General features: G+C 66.1%; 18 protein-coding genes and 1 pseudogene. 14 read left to right on the top strand and 5 right to left on the bottom strand.

The genetic code is table 11. From position 1 onward, the window contains the following. The first annotated feature begins 194 nt into the window (after positions 1-194). From RQP53_RS12560 to RQP53_RS12545, 4 genes are all read left to right on the top strand, one after another. Positions 195-743, top strand: a complete 549-nt coding sequence (locus RQP53_RS12560; RefSeq protein ID WP_315650653.1) for a glycine zipper 2TM domain-containing protein — start codon at positions 195-197, stop codon at positions 741-743. After that, positions 740-1,231: a SixA phosphatase family protein gene (locus RQP53_RS12555; RefSeq protein WP_315650652.1), complete on the top strand. Its 492-nt coding sequence runs from the start codon at positions 740-742 to the stop codon at positions 1,229-1,231. The genes RQP53_RS12560 and RQP53_RS12555 overlap by 4 nt, the downstream gene beginning before the upstream one ends. 286 nt (positions 1,232-1,517) lie before the next feature. Beyond that, entirely contained in the window at positions 1,518-3,500 is a 1,983-nt protein-coding gene (locus RQP53_RS12550; protein WP_315650651.1) for an acyltransferase family protein, read from the top strand. A 99-nt stretch (positions 3,501-3,599) separates the two neighbouring features. After that, positions 3,600-4,937 carry a hypothetical protein gene (locus RQP53_RS12545; protein ID WP_315650650.1) on the top strand — a complete coding sequence of 446 codons (1,338 nt, stop codon included), beginning with the start codon at positions 3,600-3,602 and terminating at the stop codon, positions 4,935-4,937. Positions 4,938-5,040: 103 nt separating this feature from the next. Here RQP53_RS12545 and RQP53_RS12540 read toward each other — a convergent pair whose 3' ends face one another. Then, a complete protein-coding gene (locus tag RQP53_RS12540; protein ID WP_315650649.1) occupies positions 5,041-6,555 on the bottom strand; it encodes a YifB family Mg chelatase-like AAA ATPase in 1,515 nt (504 codons plus the stop codon). A 244-nt stretch (positions 6,556-6,799) separates the two neighbouring features. Between RQP53_RS12540 and RQP53_RS12535 the strand changes: the two genes are divergently transcribed. From RQP53_RS12535 to RQP53_RS12525, 3 genes are all read left to right on the top strand, one after another. Further along, positions 6,800-7,534, top strand: coding sequence for a TorF family putative porin (locus tag RQP53_RS12535; RefSeq protein WP_315650647.1), 735 nt, complete (start codon positions 6,800-6,802; stop codon positions 7,532-7,534). Between the two features lie 26 nt (positions 7,535-7,560). Beyond that, positions 7,561-7,899 carry a P-II family nitrogen regulator gene (gene glnK / locus RQP53_RS12530; RefSeq protein ID WP_315650646.1) on the top strand — a complete coding sequence of 113 codons (339 nt, stop codon included), beginning with the start codon at positions 7,561-7,563 and terminating at the stop codon, positions 7,897-7,899. Positions 7,900-8,054: 155 nt separating this feature from the next. Further along, positions 8,055-9,590, top strand: a complete 1,536-nt coding sequence (locus tag RQP53_RS12525; RefSeq protein ID WP_315650645.1) for an ammonium transporter — start codon at positions 8,055-8,057, stop codon at positions 9,588-9,590. A 93-nt stretch (positions 9,591-9,683) separates the two neighbouring features. Here the strand turns inward: RQP53_RS12525 and RQP53_RS12520 are convergent, their stop codons facing one another. Continuing rightward, positions 9,684-10,073, bottom strand: a complete 390-nt coding sequence (locus tag RQP53_RS12520) for a response regulator transcription factor (protein WP_315650644.1) — start codon at positions 10,071-10,073, stop codon at positions 9,684-9,686. 162 nt (positions 10,074-10,235) lie between these two features. Between RQP53_RS12520 and gshA the strand changes: the two genes are divergently transcribed. Next, positions 10,236-11,531, top strand: coding sequence for a glutamate--cysteine ligase (gene gshA / locus RQP53_RS12515; RefSeq protein WP_315650642.1), 1,296 nt, complete (start codon positions 10,236-10,238; stop codon positions 11,529-11,531). On the opposite strand, the gene RQP53_RS12510 is transcribed toward gshA, so the two are convergent. After that, on the bottom strand, positions 11,522-12,520 hold the full coding sequence (locus tag RQP53_RS12510; protein ID WP_315650641.1) for a LysR family transcriptional regulator: 999 nt from the start codon (positions 12,518-12,520) through the stop codon (positions 11,522-11,524). The two genes, gshA and RQP53_RS12510, sit on opposite strands and share 10 nt — an antisense overlap. Positions 12,521-12,611: 91 nt before the next feature. Between RQP53_RS12510 and RQP53_RS24765 the strand changes: the two are divergent. The 4 genes and pseudogenes from RQP53_RS24765 to RQP53_RS12495 form a co-directional block, all read left to right on the top strand. Further along, positions 12,612-13,097, top strand: a pseudogene (locus RQP53_RS24765) (TonB-dependent receptor plug domain-containing protein); the annotation flags it as partial. Positions 13,098-13,850: 753 nt separating this feature from the next. Beyond that, positions 13,851-15,350 carry a TonB-dependent receptor domain-containing protein gene (locus RQP53_RS24760; protein WP_434064087.1) on the top strand — a complete coding sequence of 500 codons (1,500 nt, stop codon included), beginning with the start codon at positions 13,851-13,853 and terminating at the stop codon, positions 15,348-15,350. A 2-nt stretch (positions 15,351-15,352) separates the two neighbouring features. After that, the gene (locus RQP53_RS12500) at positions 15,353-17,371 is read left to right on the top strand and encodes a S9 family peptidase (protein ID WP_315650639.1); all 2,019 of its coding nucleotides are present in this window, start codon (positions 15,353-15,355) and stop codon (positions 17,369-17,371) included. Between the two features lie 92 nt (positions 17,372-17,463). Continuing rightward, entirely contained in the window at positions 17,464-19,350 is a 1,887-nt protein-coding gene (locus RQP53_RS12495; protein WP_315650638.1) for a potassium transporter Kup, read from the top strand. Here the strand turns inward: RQP53_RS12495 and RQP53_RS12490 are convergent, their stop codons facing one another. Together RQP53_RS12490 and RQP53_RS12485 are read right to left on the bottom strand one after the other, a co-directional pair. After that, positions 19,351-20,172, bottom strand: coding sequence for a glutaminyl-peptide cyclotransferase (locus tag RQP53_RS12490; RefSeq protein ID WP_315650637.1), 822 nt, complete (start codon positions 20,170-20,172; stop codon positions 19,351-19,353). It lies immediately after the preceding gene. An 83-nt stretch (positions 20,173-20,255) separates the two neighbouring features. After that, positions 20,256-21,023: a class II glutamine amidotransferase gene (locus RQP53_RS12485; RefSeq protein WP_315650636.1), complete on the bottom strand. Its 768-nt coding sequence runs from the start codon at positions 21,021-21,023 to the stop codon at positions 20,256-20,258. A gap of 69 nt (positions 21,024-21,092) precedes the next feature. Here RQP53_RS12485 and RQP53_RS12480 point away from each other — a divergent pair, with 69 nt between their 5' ends. Next, positions 21,093-22,259, top strand: coding sequence for a benzoate/H(+) symporter BenE family transporter (locus tag RQP53_RS12480; RefSeq protein WP_315650635.1), 1,167 nt, complete (start codon positions 21,093-21,095; stop codon positions 22,257-22,259). A 40-nt stretch (positions 22,260-22,299) separates the two neighbouring features. Beyond that, entirely contained in the window at positions 22,300-23,250 is a 951-nt protein-coding gene (gene gshB, locus RQP53_RS12475; protein WP_315650634.1) for a glutathione synthase, read from the top strand. The last annotated feature ends 18 nt before the right edge of the window (positions 23,251-23,268 follow it).

Below are 23,268 nucleotides of genomic sequence, written 5' to 3'. Positions count from 1 at the left end.
CCACCCGCTCCGCCAATCGCCCGTCTTGCCATGTTGCCAAACAGGCGTTTACAAGTTCCCGACTCTGCTTGCAGCTTTGCGTGGTGCTACATGGCATGCTTGGATGCTGATCTGCAGGCTGTCTTCGCTTGATTCTCCGCCCCTCCGAGGGCCGGGTGTCGGGGCCGGTGGCCTGGTTCCGTGGAGTATTTGAAATGCGCTTTCCTCTTTCTGCCAGCCAGAGTCTGGCCGCCGGTCTGGCGGTGGTCGTGATCGTCGGTGGGGCCTATGCGCTGGGCCGTGCACAGTCCGGTGGCGCGCTGCCGATGTCCGACAGCCAGGCCGCCTCGCTGCCCGCTTCGGCGGCGCAAAGCAGTGCCAAGAAGGCGGCTGCGCCTGCGTTCAAGGCATCGGGTGATGCCCGACTCTGTGATGAATGCGCCCGCGTCGTCGAGGTGCGGCAGGAAGAGCGCAAGGGCAAGGCCAGCGGTCTGGGCGCCGTTGGCGGCGCGGTGATCGGCGGTCTGCTGGGCAATCAGATCGGCGGCGGCACGGGCAAAAAGCTGGCCACCGTCGGCGGCGCCGTGGCCGGCGGCTATGCCGGCAATGAGATGGAGAAGCGCAGCAAATCGCATCACGTCTGGATCGTTCGCCTGAGCCACACCGATGGCAGTACGCAGACGCTGGAACGCGAGCATGACCCACAGCTGCGCGTCGGCGATGTGGTGCTGGTGCGCGACGGCCAGCTGCAACGTCAGCCATGAAGCGCACGGCCCGTGCCGTCGCACTGCTGGCCGGCCTGCTGGCCGCCGGCAGCAGCCAGGCCCAGCAGCAAGTTTTTCTCGTTCGCCACGGCGAGAAGCTCGATGCGAGCAGCGACAGCCCGCTATCGCCGGCCGGTCTGGCCCGTGCCGAGCGCCTGGCCGAGATGCTGGCCGGCAGCGGCATCCGCGCCATCTATTGCAGCGAATACCAGCGCACCCGGCAACTGGCCGAACCGCTGGCACGGCGCCTGGGCTTGAGCGTGATCGTTGTGTCGGCTCGTGAACCACAAAAGCTGCTTCAGCATTTGCGCAGCCATGGCGGCGATGAGGCCGTGCTGGTCGTCGGCCACAGCAACACGGTGCCGGCGCTGATCCAGGCGCTGGGCGTGGCACAGCCACCAGCGATTGCCGAGGACCAGTTCGATCAGCTCTTCCTGCTGGTGCCCAAAGCTGGCGAGGCGCCGGTGCTGGCGCGGCTGCGCTACTGAAACCGTGCAGCGGTTACGGCACGGTTTCCAGGGGAAGCCAGACTAGCCGCTGTATACGAGCGGCCAGATGATGATGCGGCCAGTAGTCGCCTGCTGATCAGGCCAGCTTCTTTGCTGGTGATGATCCAGTGGCACTGACGCGGGGCGCGCGCAAGTTCGCCCCTTCCTTCTCGCCTTGCATCGCATCGCTATCACTCTGCGGCTGCTTGGGCGGCGAGCGTCAGGTGGCATCGCAGTATTCGTCCTGGCCGGGCCAGGTTCGTCATCAGCCTTGCTGCCGTTGCCGATGTCTAGTTCCCCTTCTTTGCCCTACCGCCCTGATATCGACGGCCTGCGTGCGCTGGCCGTGCTGCCGGTGATCCTGTTCCACGCCGGTTTCAATGGAATTCCGGGCGGTTTCATCGGCGTCGATGTCTTCTTTGTTATTTCCGGCTATCTGATCAGCAGCATCCTGCTGAAGGAGCTTCAGCAGGGGCGATTTTCGCTGCTGCACTTTTACGAACGCCGGGCCCGGCGCATCCTGCCGGCGCTGTTGCTGGTCTTGCTGTGTTGCCTGCCCCTGGCGCTGCTGCTGCTGCTGCCGGATGAGTTGAGGCGCTTTGGCCAGAGCCTAGCGGCGGTGGCCCTGTTTGGCTCGAACTTCTATTTCTGGAGCACGACTGGCTATTTCGAGCCGGCCGCCGAAACGCTGCCGCTGCTGCACAGCTGGAGCCTGGCGGTCGAAGAACAGTTCTACATCGTGCTGCCGCTGGCCCTGGCTGCCGGCTGGCGCTGGCAACGCGCGCGGCTGCTGCACTGGACGCTGGGCTTGGCGCTTGTGTCGCTGGGCCTGGCGCAATGGAGCAGCCAGCTGCACCCGCAGGCCGGCTTCTTTCTACCCCACACCCGGGCCTGGGAACTGCTGGCCGGCACCGCGCTGGCTGTGAGCCCCACCGGCGCCCTGGCCGCATTGCAGCAGCGTCGCTGGGTGCGTGAACTGGTGGCCGCAGCGGGCATGCTGGCGCTGGTGCTGGCCGCGCTCAGCTTCGACTACCGGACGCCGACGCCCAGCCTGTTCACCCTACTGCCGGTGTTGGGCACGGTGGCCTTGCTTGCCTGCGCCGAGCAGACCTGGGTCGGGCGGCTGCTGGCGATACGGCCGATGGTCGCCGTTGGCTTGATTTCCTATGGCGCCTATCTGTGGCATCAACCGCTGTTCGCCTTTGCGCGCATCGCGTACCTGGGGCAGGCACCACAGCCGGTGATGCTGGGCCTGGCGCTGCTCTCGCTGCTGTTGGCAACCCTCACCCTGCAGCTGGTCGAGCGGCCGCTGCGCCATGCCTCGCGTGGGCAGCGCCGGCCCGGGCCGGCTGCCGCGGCGCTGGCTTTGCTGGTGCCGCTCTGCCTGGGACTGGGCGTTCAGCAGGCAGAAGGCTTCCCGGGTCGCATGCCCACTCACTATTTGCAGCGGGGCTGGGATGCGATACAGGGCAAGAACTATGGCCTGAACCCCGCGTGCGAGTACCAGCAGGCCTTCAGCCCCAAGCCGGACTGTGTTCACGGCGCGCGGCCCAACACGCTGCTCTGGGGCGACAGCTTTGCAATGCATCTGGCCAGCGCCTTGGTGGAGGCCGAGGTGAGTTTTGTTCAGGCCACACGCAGTGCCTGCAGCCCCAATGCATTTCTTGTTCCGCACCCCGATGCGGGGGAATACAACCATCACTGGTCGCAGCAATGCCTGGCGTTCAATCAGAGTGTCGTGGACTATCTGAAGGCCATGCCCGAGATTCATTACGTCGTGATGGCCTCGCCGTTCTGGCCCTATATGGCCGAGCCGCTGTTCGATGGCCAGCAGGTCCAGCAACTCGCGCTCGCCGAACGGATCGCGAGCTTTGTACGCACGGCTCAATTGCTCAAGGCTCTGGGCAAGGAGCCGCTGCTGGTGATGCCGCCGCCAATCAATGGCCGCAATATCGGCGATTGCCTGAAGCGCCTGGATGCCGGCATCTTCACGCTGGATGATGGCGTCAAGCGGGGCTGCAAGTTTGAGTTGGCCGCGTTTGCTGAGCTGAACGACGATGTGCATGAGTTCGTCGCCGCGATTGCCGCCCAGGCGGGTGTGCGCTTGGTACGGCTGGACGAATACATCTGCCCTGCGGGGCATTGCGATCCACTTCCGCTCGGGGTGCCGCTCTATCGCGACTTTGCCCACCTCTCGAACCCCGGCGCCAGGCAGCTGGCCCGGCGATTTGGCATGTTCGACAGCATGGCCTCAAGCCCTGCCCGCTGAGGCAGCTCGACGGTGCAGCGGCGGGCGTCGCTCGGGTGGTGACAGAATTGCGCGCCTGTCGCCCGGCTGGGCTGGGTTAGAAAAGAGCTGGAGGAGCTGATGATTCGAGGCGTGGAAAAGCTGGCGCCCTGGGTGGCGCTGCTGTTGGTGTCGGGCTTGGTAGGCTGCGGCGGTGGGGGTGGAGGTGGTGCGTCGACGGTGGTGACGCCCGGCGCCGGTGGCTCGGGTGCGACCAGTCATGCGGGCAAGGTGACCGTGCTGCCGCCAAAGGCCAATGGTCTGCAGGTCTGGGTTGCCTATCAAGACGGCGATGGCCCGTGGAAGCTGGCGCCGTCGGCCGATGGCAAGTACAGCTTCCAGGTCGACAACGTCGACGGCCGCTACGCCGTGATGGTGGTGGCCGACATGCCCAATGACTCGGCGACCGTCAGCGCGTTCTATCTGACCCGCGACGAAGCGGCGGAGGTCGATCTGTCAAGCTCTGAGAGCATCCGCGACGCCACGCACAGGGTTCGCGCCAGCATTGTGAATGCCGACAGCAGCGCACGTTGCCATATTCGCATGCAGGCCTATACCGGCAGCGAGGCCTGCAACAGCTGGCAAGCCGATCGCCACAGCTTCATGGTCGGCGATGCTGCTTTTGATGCCTCGCTGACACGATTTGACGCCAGCAACGTGGCGGATCTTTTCGTCTATCAGCGTGATCTGAAGACAAGCACGGACATGCAACTCAGCTTTGATCTGGCCAAGGGCGTGCCGCTCACGGCGACACAACGCATCGGTCTTGCTGCCGACGCCGCGCGAGCGGGTGAAACGCTGTCGTACTCGGCCACCTGGCGTTCGGCGCAAGGCTCCATTGCCCTGAACCGCTCGTCGACATCGACGGCTTACCCGACGCTGCCGACAGCGAGCGCGCTGCCGGCTGGCTACTACTCGGTTGGCGTCACCGCCTTGCTCGCGCAGGGTGATGGCCGAGCGCAAAGACAGGCGGGCTATCGCTCACTCGACGGCAACGGGCAAACCGTGCAACTGCCGCCCAACGTCAATCCGATCGCTTTTGGATTGGCACCTAACAGTGCTTATCCGCGCCCAACGGTCAAGTGGACCCCCTTGCCCGGCAGCCTGAGCAGCTCCTTCCGGGTCGATACCTTTGACAACCCGGATCCGAGTGGCCAGGACCCGATCTGGAGCTTCAGCTTCTCTTCCGCCTGGATCAAGGGCGGCAAGACGGTCGACTACACCTTCCCTGACCTGAACGGGCTGGGCTGGAATCCGCGCTGGTACTTCAAGTACGGTGCGCAGGTGAGCGTGACCTACAGCGAAGACAGCGATAGCGCTCCCGAACCCAATTGGTACACCGGCGCCGTCCGCACCAAGCCGGCTGGCAGCACGTTCTGGTCGTCCTGGGTGACGACACCGATCACGCTGCCGCGCTGAGTACGGCGTCGGGCTAGGCGTGCAATCTGTCGCGGCGCCCGCCCAGGCATGGTGGCGATGGCGGCGGTGCTGGCGCGGCTGCGCTACTGGAACGCCGTAGGACTCAGGGTGCTGCCGGCAGCCCTCGGCGCAGCTGAATCGCCTCACCGACATGGGGCGCTTGCAGCGTGCCGCTGCCCGCCAGATCGGCAATCGTTCGCGCCACCCGCAGCACGCGATGAAAGCTGCGCGCTGACCAGACCAGCCGCTCCGCGGCCTGCTCCAGCAGCTGCCGGGCTGCGGGGTCCAGCGGCGCATGCTGTTCCAGCTCCTGCGCCGCCAGCGCGGCATTGGGCCGCTGTTGACGGGCCAGCGCATGTTGGCGGGCGGCGGCGACCCGCTCGGCGACCGTGGCGCTGGTTTCGCCCGCGGCCATGCGGCCGAGTTCCTTGGGCGGCACGAAAGGGACTTCGACCAGCAGGTCGATGCGGTCCAGGAAGGGGCCGCTCAGCCGGGCTTGATAACGGTTGATCTGATCGGGTGTGCAGCGGCACAGCTTCTGGCTGTGACCCAAGTTGCCGCAGGGGCAGGGGTTCATCGCGGCCACCAGCTGAAAGCGCGCCGGGAACTCGGCCTGGCGCGCGGCGCGCGAGATCAGGATGCGGCCGGTCTCCATCGGTTCGCGCAAGGCCTCCAGCGCGGCGCGCGGAAATTCGGGCAGTTCATCCATGAACAAGACGCCATGTTGGGCCAAGGAAATCTCGCCGGGGCGCGGTGGCGAGCCACCGCCAACCAGGGCCACTGCCGAAGCACTGTGGTGCGGGCTGCGCAGCACGCGCTGGCCCCAGCGCCGCAGCTCGAACTGGCCGGCTAGGCTGAGCACGGCGGCGGACTCCAAGGCCTCGCTTTCATCTAAGGGCGGCAAGAGTCCGGCGAGGCGTTGCGCCAGCATCGACTTGCCGGTACCCGGAGGTCCCATCAGCAAGAGGCTGTGGCCGCCGGCCGCGGCAATCTCCAAGGCCCGCTTGGGCAAGGCCTGACCCTTGATATCGGCCAGGTCCGGGCCGCCAGTCTCGGGCACCGGCAATTGGGCCTGTGCACGCGCCAGTGCCTGTTCGGCGCCGGGCAGCAGGCAGGCGACCACATCGAGCAAATGATTCGCGCTGCGCACATCGATATCCTGCACCAGCGCCGCCTCCGCGGCACTGGCGGCAGGCAGCAGCAGTTGGCGCCGGCTGCCCGCCGTCTTCAGCGCCAGCCCCATCACCAGCGCGCCGCGCACCGGGCGCAGTTCCCCGGCCAGCGACAACTCGCCGGCGCATTCCAGAGCATCGAGCCGGGTGGCGTCGATCTGCCCGCTGGCGGCCAGCAGGCCCAGGGCAATGGGCAGATCGAAGCGGCCGCCTTCCTTGGGCAGATCGGCCGGCGCCAGATTGACCGTGATTCTTTTATTGGCCGGGAATTGCAGGCCACTGCTCTGCAGCGCGGCACGCACCCGTTCGCGGGCTTCCTTGACCTCGGTCTCGGCCAGGCCGACCAAGGTGAAGCTGGGCAGGCCATTGGCCAGATGCACCTCGACGGTCACCGGCGCGGCGCTGAGGCCATCGAGCGCGCGGCTGTGGATGATGGCCAGCGACATGCGGCGTCTCCTCCCTGCTTGTTGCCGCCGATTCTGCCCGCAACATCGTCGCCGTGGCGACATGCGCACACAAACGGGGCGTGCACCAGGGCGGCGCATGCGGTCGATGTGGGCCATCTTGGTGCACAAAGTTGCGTTCCGTGCCTGCGCTGCTGGCTTGGCCGGGGAGTTGCAGGTTGGCACGGAAGCTGCAGGTAGGGCTTCGAGTCTGCCTCCAAACCATCCAACCCTCAGGAGTACCGTGATGTCCAAGCTGATTCTTGCCGCTGTGGCCCTGGCTGCCCTTGCTTCGCTGGGCGCCAGCGCCCCGGCCCACGCCGAGGAGCCTGCTGCGGCCGCCTCGCCGCTGAGTTTCAACGCCAGCGTGACGACCGACTATCGCTACCGTGGCATCTCGCAGACCCGCCTGAAGCCGGCCCTGCAAGGCGGTGCCGACTACGACTTCGGTAACGGCTTCTACATCGGGACCTGGGCCTCGACGATCAAGTGGATCAAGGACGGTGGCGGCGATGCCAATGTCGAGATCGACCTGTACGGCGGCTACAAGACCGAGATCAGCAAGGGGCTGACGCTGGACGTGGGCCTGCTGCAGTACGTCTACCCGAGCAATGCGCTCAACCCCAGCGCCAACACGCTGGAGATCTATGGTGCGCTGACCTTCGGCATGTTCACCGCCAAGTACTCGCACAGCACCAGCAATCTGTTCGGTTTTGCGGACTCCAAGGGAAGCGGCTATCTGGAACTCGGTGCCGCGATCGACCTGGGCGATGGCATGACGCTGACGCCGCACATCGGTCATCAAAGCGTCCGCCACAGCGGCGAATACTCGTATACCGATTATTCGCTGACCTTGAACAAGGACTACGCCGGTTTCCTGTGGGGCGTCGCTGTGGTGGGTACCAGCACCGATGCCTACCTGGGCGCCGGCAAGAACCTGGGCAAGAGCGCCCTGGTGCTGTCGGTCAAGAAGACTTTCTGAACAGACACGTAAACGAGGAGCGCGATATGAAACTGATCACCGCCGTCATCAAGCCCTTCAAGCTTGACGAAGTGCGTGAAGCCCTCAGCGCCATTGGCGTGCAGGGCCTGACCGTCACCGAGGTCAAGGGCTTTGGCCGCCAGAAGGGGCACACCGAGCTGTACCGCGGCGCCGAGTACGTCGTCGATTTCCTGCCCAAGGTCAAGATCGAGGCGGCCGTGGCCGACGCGGTGGTCGATCAGGTCATCGAAGCGATCGAGAGCGCGGCCCGCACCGGCAAGATCGGTGACGGCAAGATCTTTGTGTCGCCGCTTGATCAGGTGGTGCGCATCCGTACCGGTGAGACCGGGCAGGACGCGCTGTGATCGCCCACCCCCTACCGGCTTCGCCGGCCCCCTCAAAGGGGGCGTGCCCGAAGGCCCGGCGGAGCCGGAGCCTCGGGCCCCGCGTGGTTTGAATGGCTGACTGCGACGCGTGCATCGCGCAGCGGCACTGGAACAGAACCGTTGGAGATTTGATGATGAAGAAACTGCTTGCTTGTCTGGCCCTGGCCGCGGCGGTCTGTGCGCCTGCTGCCTGGGCGCAGGACCCCGCTGCGTCGGCGCCTGCGGCGTCTGCCGCTGTGGCCACGGTCGCGGCGCCTGTGGCCGAGGCGGCTGCTTCGGCGCCGGCACCCGCGGCTGCGGCCTCTGCCGTTGAGGCCGCTTCTGCACCGGTGCTGGTGCCCAACAAGGGCGACACCACCTGGATGATGCTGTCCACGCTGCTCGTCATCATGATGACGGTGCCGGGTCTTGCGCTGTTCTATGGCGGCCTGGTGCGCAGCAAGAACATGCTGTCGGTGCTGATGCAGGTGATGGTCACCTTCTCGCTGATCGTCGTGCTGTGGGTGCTGTATGGCTACAGCTTCGCGTTCACCGAGGGCAATGCCTTCATCGGTGGCACCGATAGACTGTTCATGAAGGGCATCTGGGACAACGTCGCCGGCACCTTCGCCAATGCCGCCACCTTCAGCAAGGGCGTGGTCATTCCGGAACTGGTGTTCGCCGCCTTCCAGGCGACGTTTGCCGGCATCACCGCCTGCCTGATCGTCGGTGCCTTCGCCGAGCGCATCAAGTTCTCGGCTGTGCTCTTGTTCATGACGCTGTGGTTCACCTTCAGCTACCTGCCCATCGCTCACATGGTCTGGTTCTGGGCCGGCCCGGATGCCTACACCGCCGCTGATGTGGTCGACAAGGTCAACGGTACCGCCGGGCTGATCTGGCAGTGGGGCGCGCTGGACTTTGCCGGCGGCACCGTGGTGCACATCAACGCCGCCGTGGCTGGTCTGGTCGGCGCCTTCATGGTCGGCAAGCGCATCGGCTATGGCAAGGAAGCCTTCACGCCGCACAGCCTGACGCTGACCATGGTCGGTGCCTCGCTGCTGTGGGTGGGCTGGTTCGGTTTCAACGCCGGCTCGGCACTGGAAGCGAACGGCACGGCCGCACTGGCCTTCATCAACACCTTTGTCGCCACGGCCGCTGCCGTGCTGGCCTGGAGTGCTGGTGAAGCGCTGCACAAGGGCAAGGCCTCGATGCTGGGCGCCGCGTCGGGTGCCGTCGCCGGCCTGGTGGCCATCACGCCGGCCGCCGGTAATGTTGGTGTCGGTGGGGCGCTGATCATCGGTGTGATTGCCGGCTTTGCCTGCCTCTGGGGCGTCTCGGGCCTGAAGAAGCTGATCGGTGCGGACGACTCGCTGGACGTGTTTGGCGTGCACGGCGTCGGCGGCATCATCGGTGCGCTGCTGACCGGCGTGTTCAACTCGCCGGCCCTGGGCGGCCCGAGCTTTGTCGGCGACTGGGTCACGGTCACCACGGTGACGCCGGACGCCTACTCGATCGCCGCTCAGGTGCTGGTGCAGGCCAAGGCGGTCGGCGTGACCATCATCTGGTCGGCCGTGGTCTCGGTGATCGCCTTCAAGATCGTCGATCTGGTCATCGGTCTGCGCGTTTCCGAAGAGGAAGAGCGCGAGGGCCTGGACATCAGCTCGCACGGCGAGACCGCTTATCACAAGTAAGCGCTGGAGGCCGGGCTCAGGCCCGGCTGATAAGACAAAGCCGCCACGGCCTCGCGCCTGGCGGCTTTGTTCTTTTGCGGCTCCGGCTAAGGATCAGGCGGCGGGCCGGCCGCGCTGCTTCAACAGCGCTTCGATCAATTCCAGCAGTCGCGCCGGGCTGAAGGGCTTGGGCAGGAAGGCGTCGGCACCGACCTCGCGGGCCATTTCATGGTCTTTGGAACTGGCCTTGGCGGTCAGCATGATGACGATGGTGTGGGCCAGCTCGGGGTCTTTCTTGACCTCTTTGCAGACCTCCAGGCCGTCGATGCCTCCGGGCATCATCACGTCCAGCAGCATCAGATCGGGCTTCATCACCTTGGCGATCTGCAGCGCCAGCGTGCCGTTGGCGGCCTCGTGGATAAGGCTGTCGGAGTCCTCCAGCGACCAGCGAATCAAGCGCCGAATATCGGCCTGGTCTTCGACGATCAGGATCTTGGACTTCATCACGCAGCTGGAAAGTGGCGACACCGCGAGCATAGCCCTCTGCCCGGCGTTTGAAAGCCCGAACACCGGCAGCGCGGGGGCGCTCTTGAGAAGCATTGCACAGGCCCCACCTGATCTGCCTCCTAGAATCACCCGCACCTACAGCGCTCAGGCCGCCTCACCATGGTTCCACATCTCATCACCGCCCTGACCGGCCCGATCAACGAGCTCGAGCAACGCATCCTGGAGTCGATGCCGGCGATCGAGCGCTGGTTCCGGCTGGAATGGATGGAGCACACGCCGCCGTTCTACAGCTCGGTGGACGTGCGCAATGCCGGTTTCAAGCTGGCACCGGTGGACACCAATCTGTTCCCGGCCGGTTTCAACAACCTGAACCCCGAGATGCTGCCGTTGGCCGTGCAGGCGGCGATGGCGGCGATCGAGAAGATCTGCCCGGAGGCCAAGAACCTGCTGCTGATTCCCGAGCGGCAGCGCAACAACAGCTTCTACCAGACCAATCTGGCCACGCTGGTGCGCATCTTCACCCAGGCCGGCCTCAATGTGCGCCTGGGCAGCCTGGACGAGAGCATCACCGAGCCGACCGCACTGCCACTGCCCGATGGCAGTGCTTTGACGCTGGAGCCGCTGTTGCGCAAACGCGGCCGCCTGGGACTGAAGGACTTCGACCCCTGCACCATCCTGCTCAACGACGACCTGACGGCCGGCGTGCCCCGCCTGCTGGAGCATCTGCATGAGCAATACCTGCTGCCGCCGCTGCACGCCGGCTGGGGCCTGCGGCGCAAGACCGCGCACTTCCGTGCCTACGAGGAAGTGGCCAAGAAATTTGCCAAGCTGCTGGGCATGGACCACTGGCTGATCAATCCGCTGTCGGTGGGTGTGTCGGGCAATGACCTGGCCTCGCCGCAGGGCATCGAGGCCTTGCAGACCCAGGTGGAGCTGGTGCTGTCCAAGACGCGGCGCAAGTACAAGGAATACGGCATCAACGAGAAGGCCTTTGCCGTCATCAAGCCGGATGCAGGCAACTGCGGCGCCGGCATCCTGACGGTGCGCGATGCCAAGGACGTCGAGGATCTGGGCGCTCGGGTGCGCGAACGCCTGCGTCACTGCGGCGAGGGGGCGGGCGCCTTCGAGCTGATCGTGCAGGAAGGCGTGCCGACGAATGAACGTGTCAATGCCGCGGTGGCCGAGCCGGTGGTCTACATGATGGACCGCTATGTCGTTGGCGGCTTCTACCGCGTCCACGCCGATCGCGCCGCCGATGAAAGCCTGAACGCGCCGGGCGCCAGCTATGTGCCGCTGGCCTTTGCGCAAAGCTCGCAGCTGCCGCGGCTGGGTGAAAAGCCCGGGGCCAGCGCGCCCAATCGCTTCTATATGTACGGCGTGATCGCCCGGCTGGGCATGCTGGCGGCCAGCTACGAGCTGGAAGTGACCGATCCGGAAGCCGAGGTCTACGCCTGATGCGCGGCCTGCTGTGCCGCCAGGTGCAGCAGTTGCTTGAATCGCTCGACCAGCTCGCCCTGGGGTTCGCGCAAGTGCCACAGGGTCAGGTCCGCCAGGCCCAGGCTGGCCTCTAGCGGCAGGATCACCGCCACGCCGAATTGCGCCGCGACGCGCGCCACGTGCATGGGCATGATGGTGACGCAGGGCATGCGTCTGAGCAGGTTCAGCGTCAGGATCAGGTCGCCGGTCTCGATCACATTGCGTGGCAGGGGCAGACCCATCTGCTGCCAGCGCCTGTCCTGAAGGGCGCGTGAACGCGTATGGGGCAGATGCCAGATCCAAGCCTGCTCGCTGAGCGTCTCCCAGCTCACCCGTCCACGGACCTTGGCCAAGGGATGCTGGGCGCTGATCACCAGTACCTCTGGCTGCTCGATCAGGCACAGGCTTTCCAGGTCGGTGGGCAGTTCGTCTGGCGGTACGCGTGCAATGACCATGTCGAGTCGGCCACTGCGCAGTTCGGCGAACAACTCGCTCAGGGCGTGGGTGCGCACGCTCAGCGTCACGCAGGGGTATTCCGCCTTCATGGCGGCCATGGCGTCCGGCAGTACCTGGGCCAGCGCCACGTTGGTGCTGCCGATCAGCAATTCGCCCGAGGCACCGCGCACCATTGACGCCACGTCTTCGCCACCGCGAGCCAGTCCGGCCTCGAGCTTTCTGGCGAGCAGGACAAGTCGGCGACCCAGTGCTGTAGCGCGCAAGCTGCGGCCACGCCGTGCAAACAGGGTTTGTCCCAGGCCCTGCTCGATTTCGGCCAGCGTTTTGCTCACGGCCGGCTGCGTCACATGCAGCACGTCTGCGGCTGCGCTGAGGCTGCCTGCCTCTGAGAGCGCCAGCAGCACGCGCAGGTGACGCAGGCTCATGCGGCGCATCACAAAGCTCTCGGCCTGCTCGGGCGAGACCGCAAGAGGGGGCTCAGCAATGCTGGCGCAAGGGGGTGTCATAACCATCGAAAAACTTTAGCAAACAAGATCTCATGGTGCGCTAGTGGTGTGCACGTACGGTGCGGGGCGAACAACTCATGACATAAGAGGAGAACTGATGCAGCACCGTCTCAACCCACTCGCCCTTGCGGTAGTAGCCATGACTGCCCTGCCCATCGCGCAGGCCCAAACCGCCGACCCGGCGCGCATGGAGCGCGTGGTGATCACAGGTTCCATGATCAAGCGCACCGATGCCGAGACACCAGCGCCTGTGAGCGTGATTCGTCGGGAGGAGATTGAACGCAGCGGCGCCACCTCGATCGACGAGCTGCTGCGCATGGATTCCGCCGCAGGCGCCGGCAGTCTCAACGACATGGACACTGGCAACGGCTTCGCTGCCGGCACGGCTTCGGTGTCGCTGCGCGGCATGGGCTCAGCGGCGACGCTCACGCTGGTGAATGGTCGACGTCTGGCGCCAGCGGCAGTGGTGGACCCCAATACCGGTCAGTCCACGGTGTTCAACATCAACGCCATCCCGGTCTCGGCGATTGAGCGCATCGAAATCTTGAAGGACGGTGCCAGCTCGCTGTACGGGTCGGATGCCATGGCCGGGGTGGTGAACATCATCCTGCGCAAGGACTACCAAGGCCGGCTGCTTGCGCTCAATGCCCAGCAACGTGTCAGCGATGGTCTGTTCAAGACGCACACCGTCAGCGGTATGTTCGGCCTTGGGGACCTGAGCACGCAGGGCTACAACTTCTTCGCCGGCATCGATCTCTATCGCCGTGACGGCGTGATGATTGCGGAGAACCCCGATCTGGTCAGGCAGGAGCTGTTCGGACCCATGTTCGGTCGCCTGAGCGCTGACAGCACCAGTGCCTACCCGGGCAATCTCTACACCTACACCAATGGCTTGGCCGGCAGCTTCCGCGCCATGATGCCCAATTGCGCGGCCGAGAACCAGCTGCCCACCTCGGCCACCAATGCAGCCCTGCAGTGCAAGTACAACCCGGACGCCGCAGGCATCCAGTACACCGGCGACCAGAAGCGCAGTGCCGGCTTCATGCGCGGCAGCTGGCAACTGGGCACCGACACCACGGTGTCCGCCGAAGTGCTCGCTTCGCGCGTCGAGAACGCCTATGCGGAAGCGCCCGCCTCACGCACTGAACAGCTCACTCAATGGGGCGATGCCCAGGGCAAGCCGATGCTGTTCAACGGCCTGGCGCTGCCCGCCAATCACCCGGACAACCCGACCCGCCTGGCCACTGCCGGCAATCCGGTCGTGATGAAGGTCAACAGCAGCACCTATACCTTCACCAAGCCCACCGTGTTGGGTTTGCGTTACCGGTTCGCCGACATTGCCGCAGGCAGCCGCACCCAGGCTGACAATCTGCGCCTGGTCCTGAGCGCCTCGACCACCGTCGGTGCCTGGGATATCGATGCCGGGCTGCTGCACCACATCCAGAAGAACACGCGCTTCGGCAGCGGCCGGCTGAGTCTTTCGGGCCTGAACACGGCGCTGCAAACTGGCAGTTACCGTTTTGGTGGCAGCAACAGCGCTGAGGCGATCGCCGGCATCGCGCGCAGCACCGAGGATCAGGGCGAGGCCAAGACCAGCTCGCTGGATGCGCGCGGTTCGCGTGAACTCGGCAAACTGGCCGGCGGCGCCCTGATGCTGGGCCTGGGGGGCGAACTGCGCCACGAGACCTTCTCGGTGGTGGCGGATCCGCTGATGAGCAAGGGCGACATCATTGGCCGTGGTATTGGCCAGGCCAGTGGCTCGCGCAAGATCGCAGCCGCCTACGCCGAACTGCAGGCCCCGCTGCTGCAAGGCTTGGAGACGCAGCTGGCACTGCGCGGCGAGCACTATTCCGATTTCGGCTCGGCGCTCACGAGCAAGCTTGGCGCCAAATACAAGCTGGCATCGGGCATGGCGCTGCGCGGCACCTATGCCACCGGTTTCCGCGCCCCCTCACTCTCGCAGATCTCAGACTCTGCCGTGTTCGCCTTCTCGACCGTGCAGGACAAGAAGCTCTGCCCGGTCAGCACCACCGGCAACGACAACTGCGCCCGCCGCATCTCCAGCGTCAACCAGTCAAACCCGGCGCTGACGGCCGAGAAGTCCAGCTCTTACACCATGGGTCTGTTGTTTGAGCCCTGGCGCGACACCGAGTTGGTGCTGGATGCCTGGTACTTCGAACGCAAGGGCGAGGTGGACCGTCTGACAGCCCAGCAGGTGATCGACCGCGAGGACGAGTTCCCCGGGGCCGTGATCCGCCTGCCCAGTGGCACCCCGGGCGTGCTCGGGCCGATCGGCCAGGTGTTGCGCAAGTTCCGTAACCTCGCCCTGACGCGCACAGGTGGCCTGGACTTCGAGCTCAGCCAGCGCTGGCAAATCGGCGATGGCCATCTGCTGAAGCTACGCTTTGCCGGCACGCGGGTACTGACACGCAAGCAGCAGGCCGAAGAGGGCCAGCCGCTGCTGGAGACCCTGGGCTTTTACGGCAACTCGCGCGTCAAGAGCAGGCTGAGCCTGGACTGGAGCCGGGGGCCATGGGCGGCCGGACTCACCGGCCACTACGCAGGGCGTTTTCGCAGCCACAGCGTGACCGGCAGCTGCCAGGCCGAGCTCAAGGCCGCCGCGCGAGAGGATCTCTGTGTCATGGCAGCCTGGAAGACCGTCGATGCCTCGCTAAGCTACAAGGGCTTTAAGAACATCAAGCTCAATGCCAGCCTGCGCAACGTGTTCGGCGCGAAGCCGCCCTTCGATCCCAGCGAACCCGATACAGGGTTTGACAGCACCTATGCCAACCCCTACGGCCGCTACCTTTCCGTGAGCACCAGCTACGAGTTCTGAGCATGAGCGTGACCTTTCTGCCCCGGCGCTGGCGCCTCGTCCTTGCGCTGTGGGGCATTTCAGCCCTTGTTCACGCCGCTGCGGTGCGGCCGGGCGCGCAACTGCTGGCCGATGGCATTCCCGTCTTCGAGGGCGTGGTCCATCGGCAAGCGCAGGAACCGGCGGCGCTAGGCTTCCAGGACTGGCACCCTCAGCGCGCGGAGATGCTGGTACTGATGCGCGCCGGCGGCAGCCCCCAGTTGCATCGCCTCGGCGCAGCGGGGGCCAAGCCGGAGCGGCTGACCGAGGGCCGCGATGGCGTGGAGTCGGCGCGCTGGGAACCTGAGCAGGGCGAGTACCTGGTGTTCAGCCGGGACCAGGGCGGCAACGAGGCCTGGCAGCTCTACCGCTGGCAAGCCGGTGCTGCGGCGCAGCGCATCACCGGGGCCACTGGGCGGGTCAGTGAGTATCAGTTTCTGCCCAAGGCGCGCGGGCTGGTTTACCTGTGGGAGCAACTGGACCGTCACGACGCTGCTGCTGAGGGCGAGCGCCAGGCGCACAGCCAGCTGGTCTGGGTCGACCCGCTGGCGCCGGCAAAGCGCCGCGTGCTCGCTGAGCTCAAGGGCGGACGCTTTGTCGGCCTGCGCGTCACGCCGCGCGGGGCGATCGTGCTGACGCAGGTCCAGAACGGCAGCTCGCGACTGATGCGGGTGCCTGCCGCTGGCGGGCCGCTGCAAGCGCTGGCGAGCGTGAAGTCTGCGGGCGAGGGCAGGGACGGGGACGGGGACGGTGAGGAGCTGCTGTGGCGCCGCCAGGCCGTGCGCGGTGAGTTCCGGCACCTCAGCACCGTGGGGCTGGACAGCGGCCTGCACCAGCAGTGGCTCAGTGACATCGCGGCCGATCTGGAAGCGTTCGCGCTCGCGCCGGCCGGCTCTGGCCTGCCGATGGCCTTGGTGTACAACGAGCAGGGCCTGTCGACGCTGCGCTGGTACGACCCGGTCCAGCGCAGCGTGCTGCCGGCGGCCCTGCCGCTGCCGGCCGGTGTGCTGCGCAATCCGCGCTGGCATCCGCGCCTGCCCCTGCTGGCCTTCGACCATGTCAGCGCTCAGCACCCGGGGCGCATCTGGGTCTATGCCCATGATCAGCAAGTCCTGACCCCCTGGTCCGGCGAGGCGGGCGCGGCCTCGGAGCTGGAGTACCGGACCCTGCGCTGGAAGAGCTTTGATGGCCTGGAGATCAGCGGCCTGCACCTGGCGCCGCCGGCCCGCTTCAAAGGGCCGCGCCCGGTCTACATCAGCATTCACGGCGGCCCGGCCGCACAGGCGCGCCCGAGCTATGTCTCCGGCACCCTGCGCTATCTGGTGGAAGTGCTGGGCATGCATGTGATCCAGCCCAATGTGCGCGGCTCGGACGGCTTCGGTAAACGTTTTCTGATGCTGGACAACGGCCGCTTGCGCGAGGATTCGGTACGCGATGTCAGCGCGCTGCTGGACCTGATCGCGGGTCGTGCCGAGATGGACGCCGCCCGGGTGGTGGTGGCCGGCGGCAGCTATGGCGGCTATATGTCTCTGGCTGTCGCGGTGCGGGAGTCGGCGCGCATTGCTGGCAGCATCTGCCGCGTTGGCATCGCCAACTTCGTGAGCTTCCTGGAAAACACGGAGAGCTACCGGCGCGACAACCGGCGCGCCGAGTACGGCGACGAGCGAGACCCGGCGATGCGCGAGTTCCTGCAAGGCATATCGCCACTCAATCATGCCGAGCAAGTGCGCAAGCCGCTGTTCGTGGTGCACGGGCGCAATGACCCGCGCGTGCCCTACGCCGAGGCCGAGCGCATGGTGCTGGCGGTGCGCGCCCAGGGCACGCCGGTCTGGTTCCTGACCGCCGAGGACGAGGGCCACCGTTTCACCAAGTCAGACAACCGCGACTTCCTGTTCCAGAGCACGATCGAATTTGTGCGGCGACTGCTGGGTGGGAGCCCCATGGGTCAGGGCGAGGCGGTTCGCAAGCCCGAGGATGCGCTTGGCGGCGCAACAGCGCCATAGGCCCGCGAGCTTCTTGACGCGGCGCTTCAAGCCGAGCGCACAATAGCGCTTTTGACTCTTGAGCGGCGCCCGAGCCGGTGCTGCGCCATCCTGTGGTTTCTTCTACTGCGGCGCGCTCGCCGTCTGCCCTGGCGGGCCTCACGCTTGCGGCCTTGGGTGTGGTTTATGGCGACATCGGTACCAGCCCACTCTACGCGCTGAAGGAAGTCTTTCACGGCGGGCACGTGGCGGCGACCCCGGACAACATCCTGGGCGTGCTTTCGCTGATCTTCTGGACGATGACGATCATCGTCTCGCTGAAATATGTGCTCTTGATCCTGCGTGCCGACAACAACGGCGAAGGCGGGCTGATCGCGATGCTGGCGCTGGCGACGCAGGCAGTGAAGGAGCGGCCGCAGCTGCGCCGCACCCTGATGGCCGTGGGCATGTTCGGCACGGCGATCTTCTATGGTGATGGTGTGATCACGCCGGCGGTGTCGGTGCTGTCGGCGGTTGAGGGCCTGGGCGTGGCCGCGCCGCAGCTGGAGCCGCTGATCGTGCCGCTGACGCTGGTGGTGCTGACCGGGCTGTTCGCCGTGCAGCGCTTCGGTACGGGCGGCATCGGCAAGTTCTTCGGTCCCTTGACGCTGATTTGGTTCGTCGCATTGATCGCCTTGGGCCTGCCGCACCTGATCGACAACCCGACGGTGCTGCACGCCATCAACCCCTGGTATGCGCTGCAGTTTGCGCTGGCCCAGCCCAAGGTCGCCTTCATCTCGCTGGGCGCGGTCGTGCTGTGCGTGACCGGTGGTGAGGCGCTCTATGCCGACCTGGGCCACTTCGGGCCGCGGCCGATCCGCCTGGCCTGGTATGGCATGGTGATGCCGGCGCTGGTGATCAACTACTTCGGCCAAGGCGCAATGCTGCTGAAGGAGCCAGAGTCGGTCGAGAACCCCTTCTTCCACATGGCGCCGGACTGGGCGGCTCTGCCCCTGGTGGTGCTGGCGACGGCCGCGACGGTGATTGCTTCGCAGGCGTTGATCACGGCGGCCTTCTCGGTCACCAAGCAGGCGGTGCAGCTGGGCCTGTTGCCGCGCATGCGCATCTTGCACACCTCGGTGCGCGATACCGGTCAGATCTACGTGCCCTTCATCAATTGGGGGCTGTTCGTCTTCATCGTGCTGGCCGTTGTGTTGTTCGGCTCATCGTCGCGCCTGGCCGCGGCCTACGGCATCGCCGTGACGCTGGACATGACGATCACGACCATCATGACCTTCTACGTGATCCGTTACGGCTGGAAGTACCCCTTGCCGCTGTGCTTGGCGGCGACCGGTTTCTTCTTCCTGGTCGACATCACCTTCTTTGCCTCCAACGCGCTGAAGCTGCTGGCCGGCGGCTGGTTCCCGCTGGTGATCGGCATCGGCATGTTCACGCTGATGCTGACCTGGAAGCAGGGCCGCCACATCCTCAGTGACCGGTTGCGCCATGACGCGATCGACCTGCGCGGCTTCCTGGAGGCGGTTTTCATCAGCCCGCCGCTGCGCGTGCCGGGTACGGCGGTGTTCCTGTCGGCCGAGCAGGGGGTTACACCGAACGCGCTGCTGCACAACCTGAAGCACAACAAGGTGCTGCATGAGCAGAACCTGTTTGTCACCGTCAAGCACCATGAAAAGCCCTGGGTCGGTTTCGACAAGCGGATCGAGGTTGAGGCGCTGGGCAATGACTGCTGGCAGGTCAGCCTGCATTTCGGCTTCAAGAACGAGCCCGATGTGCCCGAGGCGCTGAAACTGCTGGAATCGCGCGGCGTGCACCTGGACGATATGGAGACCAGCTATTTCCTGTCGCGTGACATCGTCATCCCGACGATAGGCAATGGCGGCATGGCGCTGTGGCGCGAGAAGCTGTTTGCCGGCATGCATCGCAATGCGGCCGCCGCGGCCGACTTCCTCCATCTGCCGACCAATCGCATTGTCGAGCTGGGCTCCAAGGTGGAGATCTGATCAGCGTTTGACGCCCTTGCGGCGGATCTCGAACAGCCGCGGCCACAGCTTGCCGGTGACGAAGATCCGCTTGCTCTGCGCGTCGTAGGCGATGCCGTTGAGCACATCGGCCTGATCGGGCGGCAGGCCTTGCGAGGCCAGCAGGCCGCTCATGTCCAGCCAGCCCAACACCCGGCCGCTGAAGGGGTCGATGCGGGCAATGCGATCGGTCTGCCAGACATTGGCCCAGATCTCGCCTTCCACCCATTCCAGCTCGTTCAGCTGCTCGACCGGGCGGCCATTGGCAGTGACCGAAATCCGGCGGCTTTCCTTGAAGCTCAGCGGATCCAGCACGCGTAGCGTTGCCGTGCCGTCGCTCATGTACAGCTGCTGATCGTCGTGGGTGATGCCCCAACCTTCACCAGCGTAGGCAAAGCTGCGCTTGACCTCCATCGTGCGGCGATCCAGCACAAAGCCCATGCGCGACTGCCAGGTCAGCAGGATCAGCTCGTCCTTCCAGACCGTCAGCCCCTCGGCGAAATACTGCGGCGGCACGGCCAGCTTTTGCAGCACCTTGCCGTTTTCCAGCTGCACCCGGCGGACCGAGGAACGGCCGTTCAGGCCGGTGCTCTCGAACAGCATGCCGTCCAGAAAGATCAGGCCCTGGGTGAAGGCGTCCGGGTCATGCGGGTAGGCGCGCACGACCTCGACGCGCTCGACCGGCGGTTCGGCAATTCTTTGCGCCAGGGCCACGCATGGGCCCAAGCTGGCCAGCAGCAGCGCCTGGGCCAGCAGGCGGCGTCGCCATGGCAGGGCGGGGGAGGGAATAGGGCGTGCATCCATCGTGGAGCCGCATTGTGCCGGCTCGCGGGCCGCCTTCAGGCCCAGCCGCGGCGGCCACGCCTTGTAAAGAATCAAGGCACCAATCAATGCATCTCGCGCAAGGTCTGACCCCGTGCATCGAGGTGCACCATATGGCCCTGCGGGATCAGCGTCCATTCCTGGGCATCGTCGCCCAAGGGTTCCGAGGCAATTGCCCAGCCGCTGTTCTGCGGCCTCATGTAAAGCGTCGGGGCGCGCTTGTCGCTGGCGAAACGGAAGGCCCAGACCTGCGTGCCGTCGGCCAGTGCGGCCGAGAAGCGCAGCGGCTGCTGGATGTGCAGCACCTGCATCATCGCCTCGGTCTCGGCCAGGACCTGGCAGGTGGCATCCAGCACGCTCAGGCCCTGCTCGATGCGGGCGACGATGAGCAGGAACAGCAGCTCGGAGTCGGTCGCGCCACGGCGCTGTTCATAGAGGTGATCGGGCAAGCGGTTTTCAAGGCCGCGGCGCAGTGCACTGTAGCCGCCGATCTGGCCGTTGTGCATGAACAGATAGCGGCCGCTGTGAAACGGGTGGCAGTTCTGCCGCGCAATGCCGCCGCCGGTGGCCGCGCGCACATGGCCGAAGAACAGCCGCGAGCGGACATTGGCGCAGAGGGCCAGCAGGTTGTCGTCCGACCAGGCCGGCATCACCTCGCGATACACCCCTGGCTGCTCGCGTTCGCCGTACCAGCCGACGCCGAAGCCATCGCCATTGGTGACCGTCTTGGCCTCTTCGGCACGCAGCGATTGGCGAACCAGCGAGTGCTGCGGGGTACAGACCAGGTCTTCGAGAAAGATCGGGTCGCCGTAGTAGGCCAGGAATCTGCACATCGTCGCGTTTTTCCAGGTAAGGCACGGCCGCTCGCGCTCAGGGCGGACAGGCCTCGCTATGCTTCGCGCATGCAACGCTTTCTCCGCGACCTTTCCGTGCCGGCCGCCGTGGCGGGCTTCGTGGCCGTGCTGGTGGGCTTCACCAGCTCCGTGGCCATCGTATTCCAAGCGGCCCAGGCCTTGGGAGCAACTTCTTCACAGACGGCCTCATGGATGTGGGCGCTGGGCCTGGGCATGGGCCTGACCAGCATCGGCCTGTCGCTATGGACACGCCAGCCGGTGCTGACCGCCTGGTCCACGCCCGGTGCGGCACTGATCGCGGCCACCTCGGGCCTGGACATGGCGGAGGCGACCGGCGCCTTCCTGGTCTGCGGTGCGTTGATCCTGCTGGCCGGGCTGACCCGTGCCTTCGAGCGGGTGATGGACCGTATTCCGGTGGCCATTGCCTCCGCGCTGCTGGCCGGCGTGCTGGCGCGCTTCGGCCTGGATGCCGTCAACGCCACTCGCTCGGCGCCCGGGCTGGTGCTGGTGATGGCTGGCGCCTTCCTGCTCGGGCGGCGCTTCTGGCCGCGTTATGCGGTGCCGGGCGTGCTGCTGGCGGGCGTCGTCGTCGCGCTGCTGCAGGGGCGGCTGCATCTGGGCAGCGTGCAATGGGCCTGGGCCGAGCCGGTCTGGATCACACCGCGCTTCAGCCTGCAGGCGCTGATCGGCCTGGCGCTGCCGCTGTTCCTGGTGACCATGGCCTCGCAGAACCTGCCCGGCGTCGCGGCGCAGCGGGCCTCCGGCTACCAGACGCCGATCTCACCGAGCATCAGCGCCACCGGCCTGGCCACGCTGCTGCTCGCGCCCTTCGGCGGCTATGCCTTCAACCTGGCCGCAATCACCGCGGCGATCTGCATGGGCCGCGAGGCGCACGAAGACCCGGCGCGGCGCTACACCGCGGCGGTGATGGCCGGGCTCTTCTACCTCGCTGTTGGCCTGGCCGGCGGGGCCGTCGTTGGGCTGCTGGCGGCGTTTCCGCGCGAGCTGGTCGCGGCGGTGGCAGGTCTTGCCTTGCTGGGCACGATAGGCGGTGGCCTGGCCGCGGCGCTGAAGGACGAGCGCCACCGCGACGCCGCCATCCTGACCTTCCTGGTCACGCTGTCCGGCCTCAGCCTGCTGGGCATTGGCTCGGCCTTCTGGGGCGTGGTTGCCGGCACGGTTTCTCTTTTGGTGCAACACTTCAGGCCGCGCTGAGTGGCGCGGCTTTTCTTGCCTCATCGAGCATCCCCGACCCATGAAAATCCTATTCGTCGCCGACCCGCTGGAGTCCTTCAAGACCTACAAGGACACCACCTTCTCGATGATGCGCGAGGCGGCCCGACGCGGCCATGAGCTGTGGGCCTGCCATCCGGCTGATCTGGTCTGGCACAGCGGTGGCCGGGTGGTGGCGCGGCAGGCGAGGGCGATCACGCTGACCGGCGCTGCGCACGACTGGTTCAGCGTCGTCGCCACGGCCGAGCTGGCACTGGCCGAGGCCGATGCCGTCGTCATGCGCAAGGACCCGCCCTTTGACAGCGAGTACTTCTACGCCACCCATCTGCTCGGCCAGGCCGAGCGCGAGGGCGCCCGGGTGTTCAACAGCCCGCAAGCGCTGCGCGACCATCCGGAGAAGCTGGCCATCCTGGAGTTCCCGCAGTTCACCCCGCCGACCTTGGTGACGCGCAGCGAGGCTGCGATTCGCGCCTTTCACGCCGAGCACCACGACATCATCCTGAAGCCGCTGGATGGCATGGGCGGCGCCGGCATCTTTCGTGTCGGCAGCGATGGCCTGAACCTCGGTGCCATCATCGAGACGCTGAACAAGGGCGGCGCCGAGACGGTGATGGTGCAGCGCTACCTGCCGGCCATCAAGGACGGCGACAAGCGCGTGCTGCTGATCGGGGGTCAGGTCGTGCCCTTCTGCCTGGCGCGCATTCCGCAGGGCGGCGAGGTGCGCGGCAATCTGGCCGCCGGCGGCAAGGGCGTGGCGCAGCCGATCTCCGCGCGCGATCGTGAGATCGCCGAAGCCCTGGGCCCCATCCTGGCGGCGCGCGGCTTGCTGCTGGTCGGCCTGGACGTGATCGGCGACCGGCTCACCGAGATCAACGTGACCAGCCCGACCTGCTTCCAGGAAATTACCGAGCAGACTGGCTTCGACGTGCCGAAGATGTTCATCGACGCGCTGGAACGCGCGCTGGCGGCATGACCGCTTGAGAGCGGCGAG

This window comes from Roseateles aquae, from assembly GCF_032337115.1.
In the GTDB taxonomy this organism is placed as follows: domain Bacteria; phylum Pseudomonadota; class Gammaproteobacteria; order Burkholderiales; family Burkholderiaceae_C; genus Roseateles_C; species Roseateles_C aquae.
The sequence above is the reverse complement of the archived record's forward strand: the minus strand, read 5'-3'. Positions and strand labels throughout refer to the sequence as shown.

Bases quoted from the DNA above. Each gene is read 5' to 3' on its own strand.
- RQP53_RS12560 (WP_315650653.1), top strand. From the start codon at position 195: ATGCGCTTTCCTCTTTCTGCCAGCCAGAGTCTGGCCGCCGGTCTGGCG.
- gshA (WP_315650642.1), top strand. From the start codon at position 10,236: ATGGTTCCACATCTCATCACCGCCCTGACCGGCCCGATCAACGAGCTC.
- RQP53_RS12520 (WP_315650644.1), bottom strand. From the start codon at position 10,073: ATGAAGTCCAAGATCCTGATCGTCGAAGACCAGGCCGATATTCGGCGC.
- RQP53_RS12500 (WP_315650639.1), top strand. From the start codon at position 15,353: ATGAGCGTGACCTTTCTGCCCCGGCGCTGGCGCCTCGTCCTTGCGCTG.
- RQP53_RS12510 (WP_315650641.1), bottom strand. From the start codon at position 12,520: ATGGTTATGACACCCCCTTGCGCCAGCATTGCTGAGCCCCCTCTTGCG.
- RQP53_RS12540 (WP_315650649.1), bottom strand. From the start codon at position 6,555: ATGTCGCTGGCCATCATCCACAGCCGCGCGCTCGATGGCCTCAGCGCC.
- gshB (WP_315650634.1), top strand. From the start codon at position 22,300: ATGAAAATCCTATTCGTCGCCGACCCGCTGGAGTCCTTCAAGACCTAC.
- RQP53_RS12525 (WP_315650645.1), top strand. From the start codon at position 8,055: ATGAAGAAACTGCTTGCTTGTCTGGCCCTGGCCGCGGCGGTCTGTGCG.
- RQP53_RS12485 (WP_315650636.1), bottom strand. From the start codon at position 21,023: ATGTGCAGATTCCTGGCCTACTACGGCGACCCGATCTTTCTCGAAGAC.
- glnK (WP_315650646.1), top strand. From the start codon at position 7,561: ATGAAACTGATCACCGCCGTCATCAAGCCCTTCAAGCTTGACGAAGTG.
- RQP53_RS12555 (WP_315650652.1), top strand. From the start codon at position 740: ATGAAGCGCACGGCCCGTGCCGTCGCACTGCTGGCCGGCCTGCTGGCC.
- RQP53_RS12545 (WP_315650650.1), top strand. From the start codon at position 3,600: ATGATTCGAGGCGTGGAAAAGCTGGCGCCCTGGGTGGCGCTGCTGTTG.
- RQP53_RS12480 (WP_315650635.1), top strand. From the start codon at position 21,093: ATGCAACGCTTTCTCCGCGACCTTTCCGTGCCGGCCGCCGTGGCGGGC.
- RQP53_RS12490 (WP_315650637.1), bottom strand. From the start codon at position 20,172: ATGGATGCACGCCCTATTCCCTCCCCCGCCCTGCCATGGCGACGCCGC.
- RQP53_RS12535 (WP_315650647.1), top strand. From the start codon at position 6,800: ATGTCCAAGCTGATTCTTGCCGCTGTGGCCCTGGCTGCCCTTGCTTCG.
- RQP53_RS12550 (WP_315650651.1), top strand. From the start codon at position 1,518: ATGTCTAGTTCCCCTTCTTTGCCCTACCGCCCTGATATCGACGGCCTG.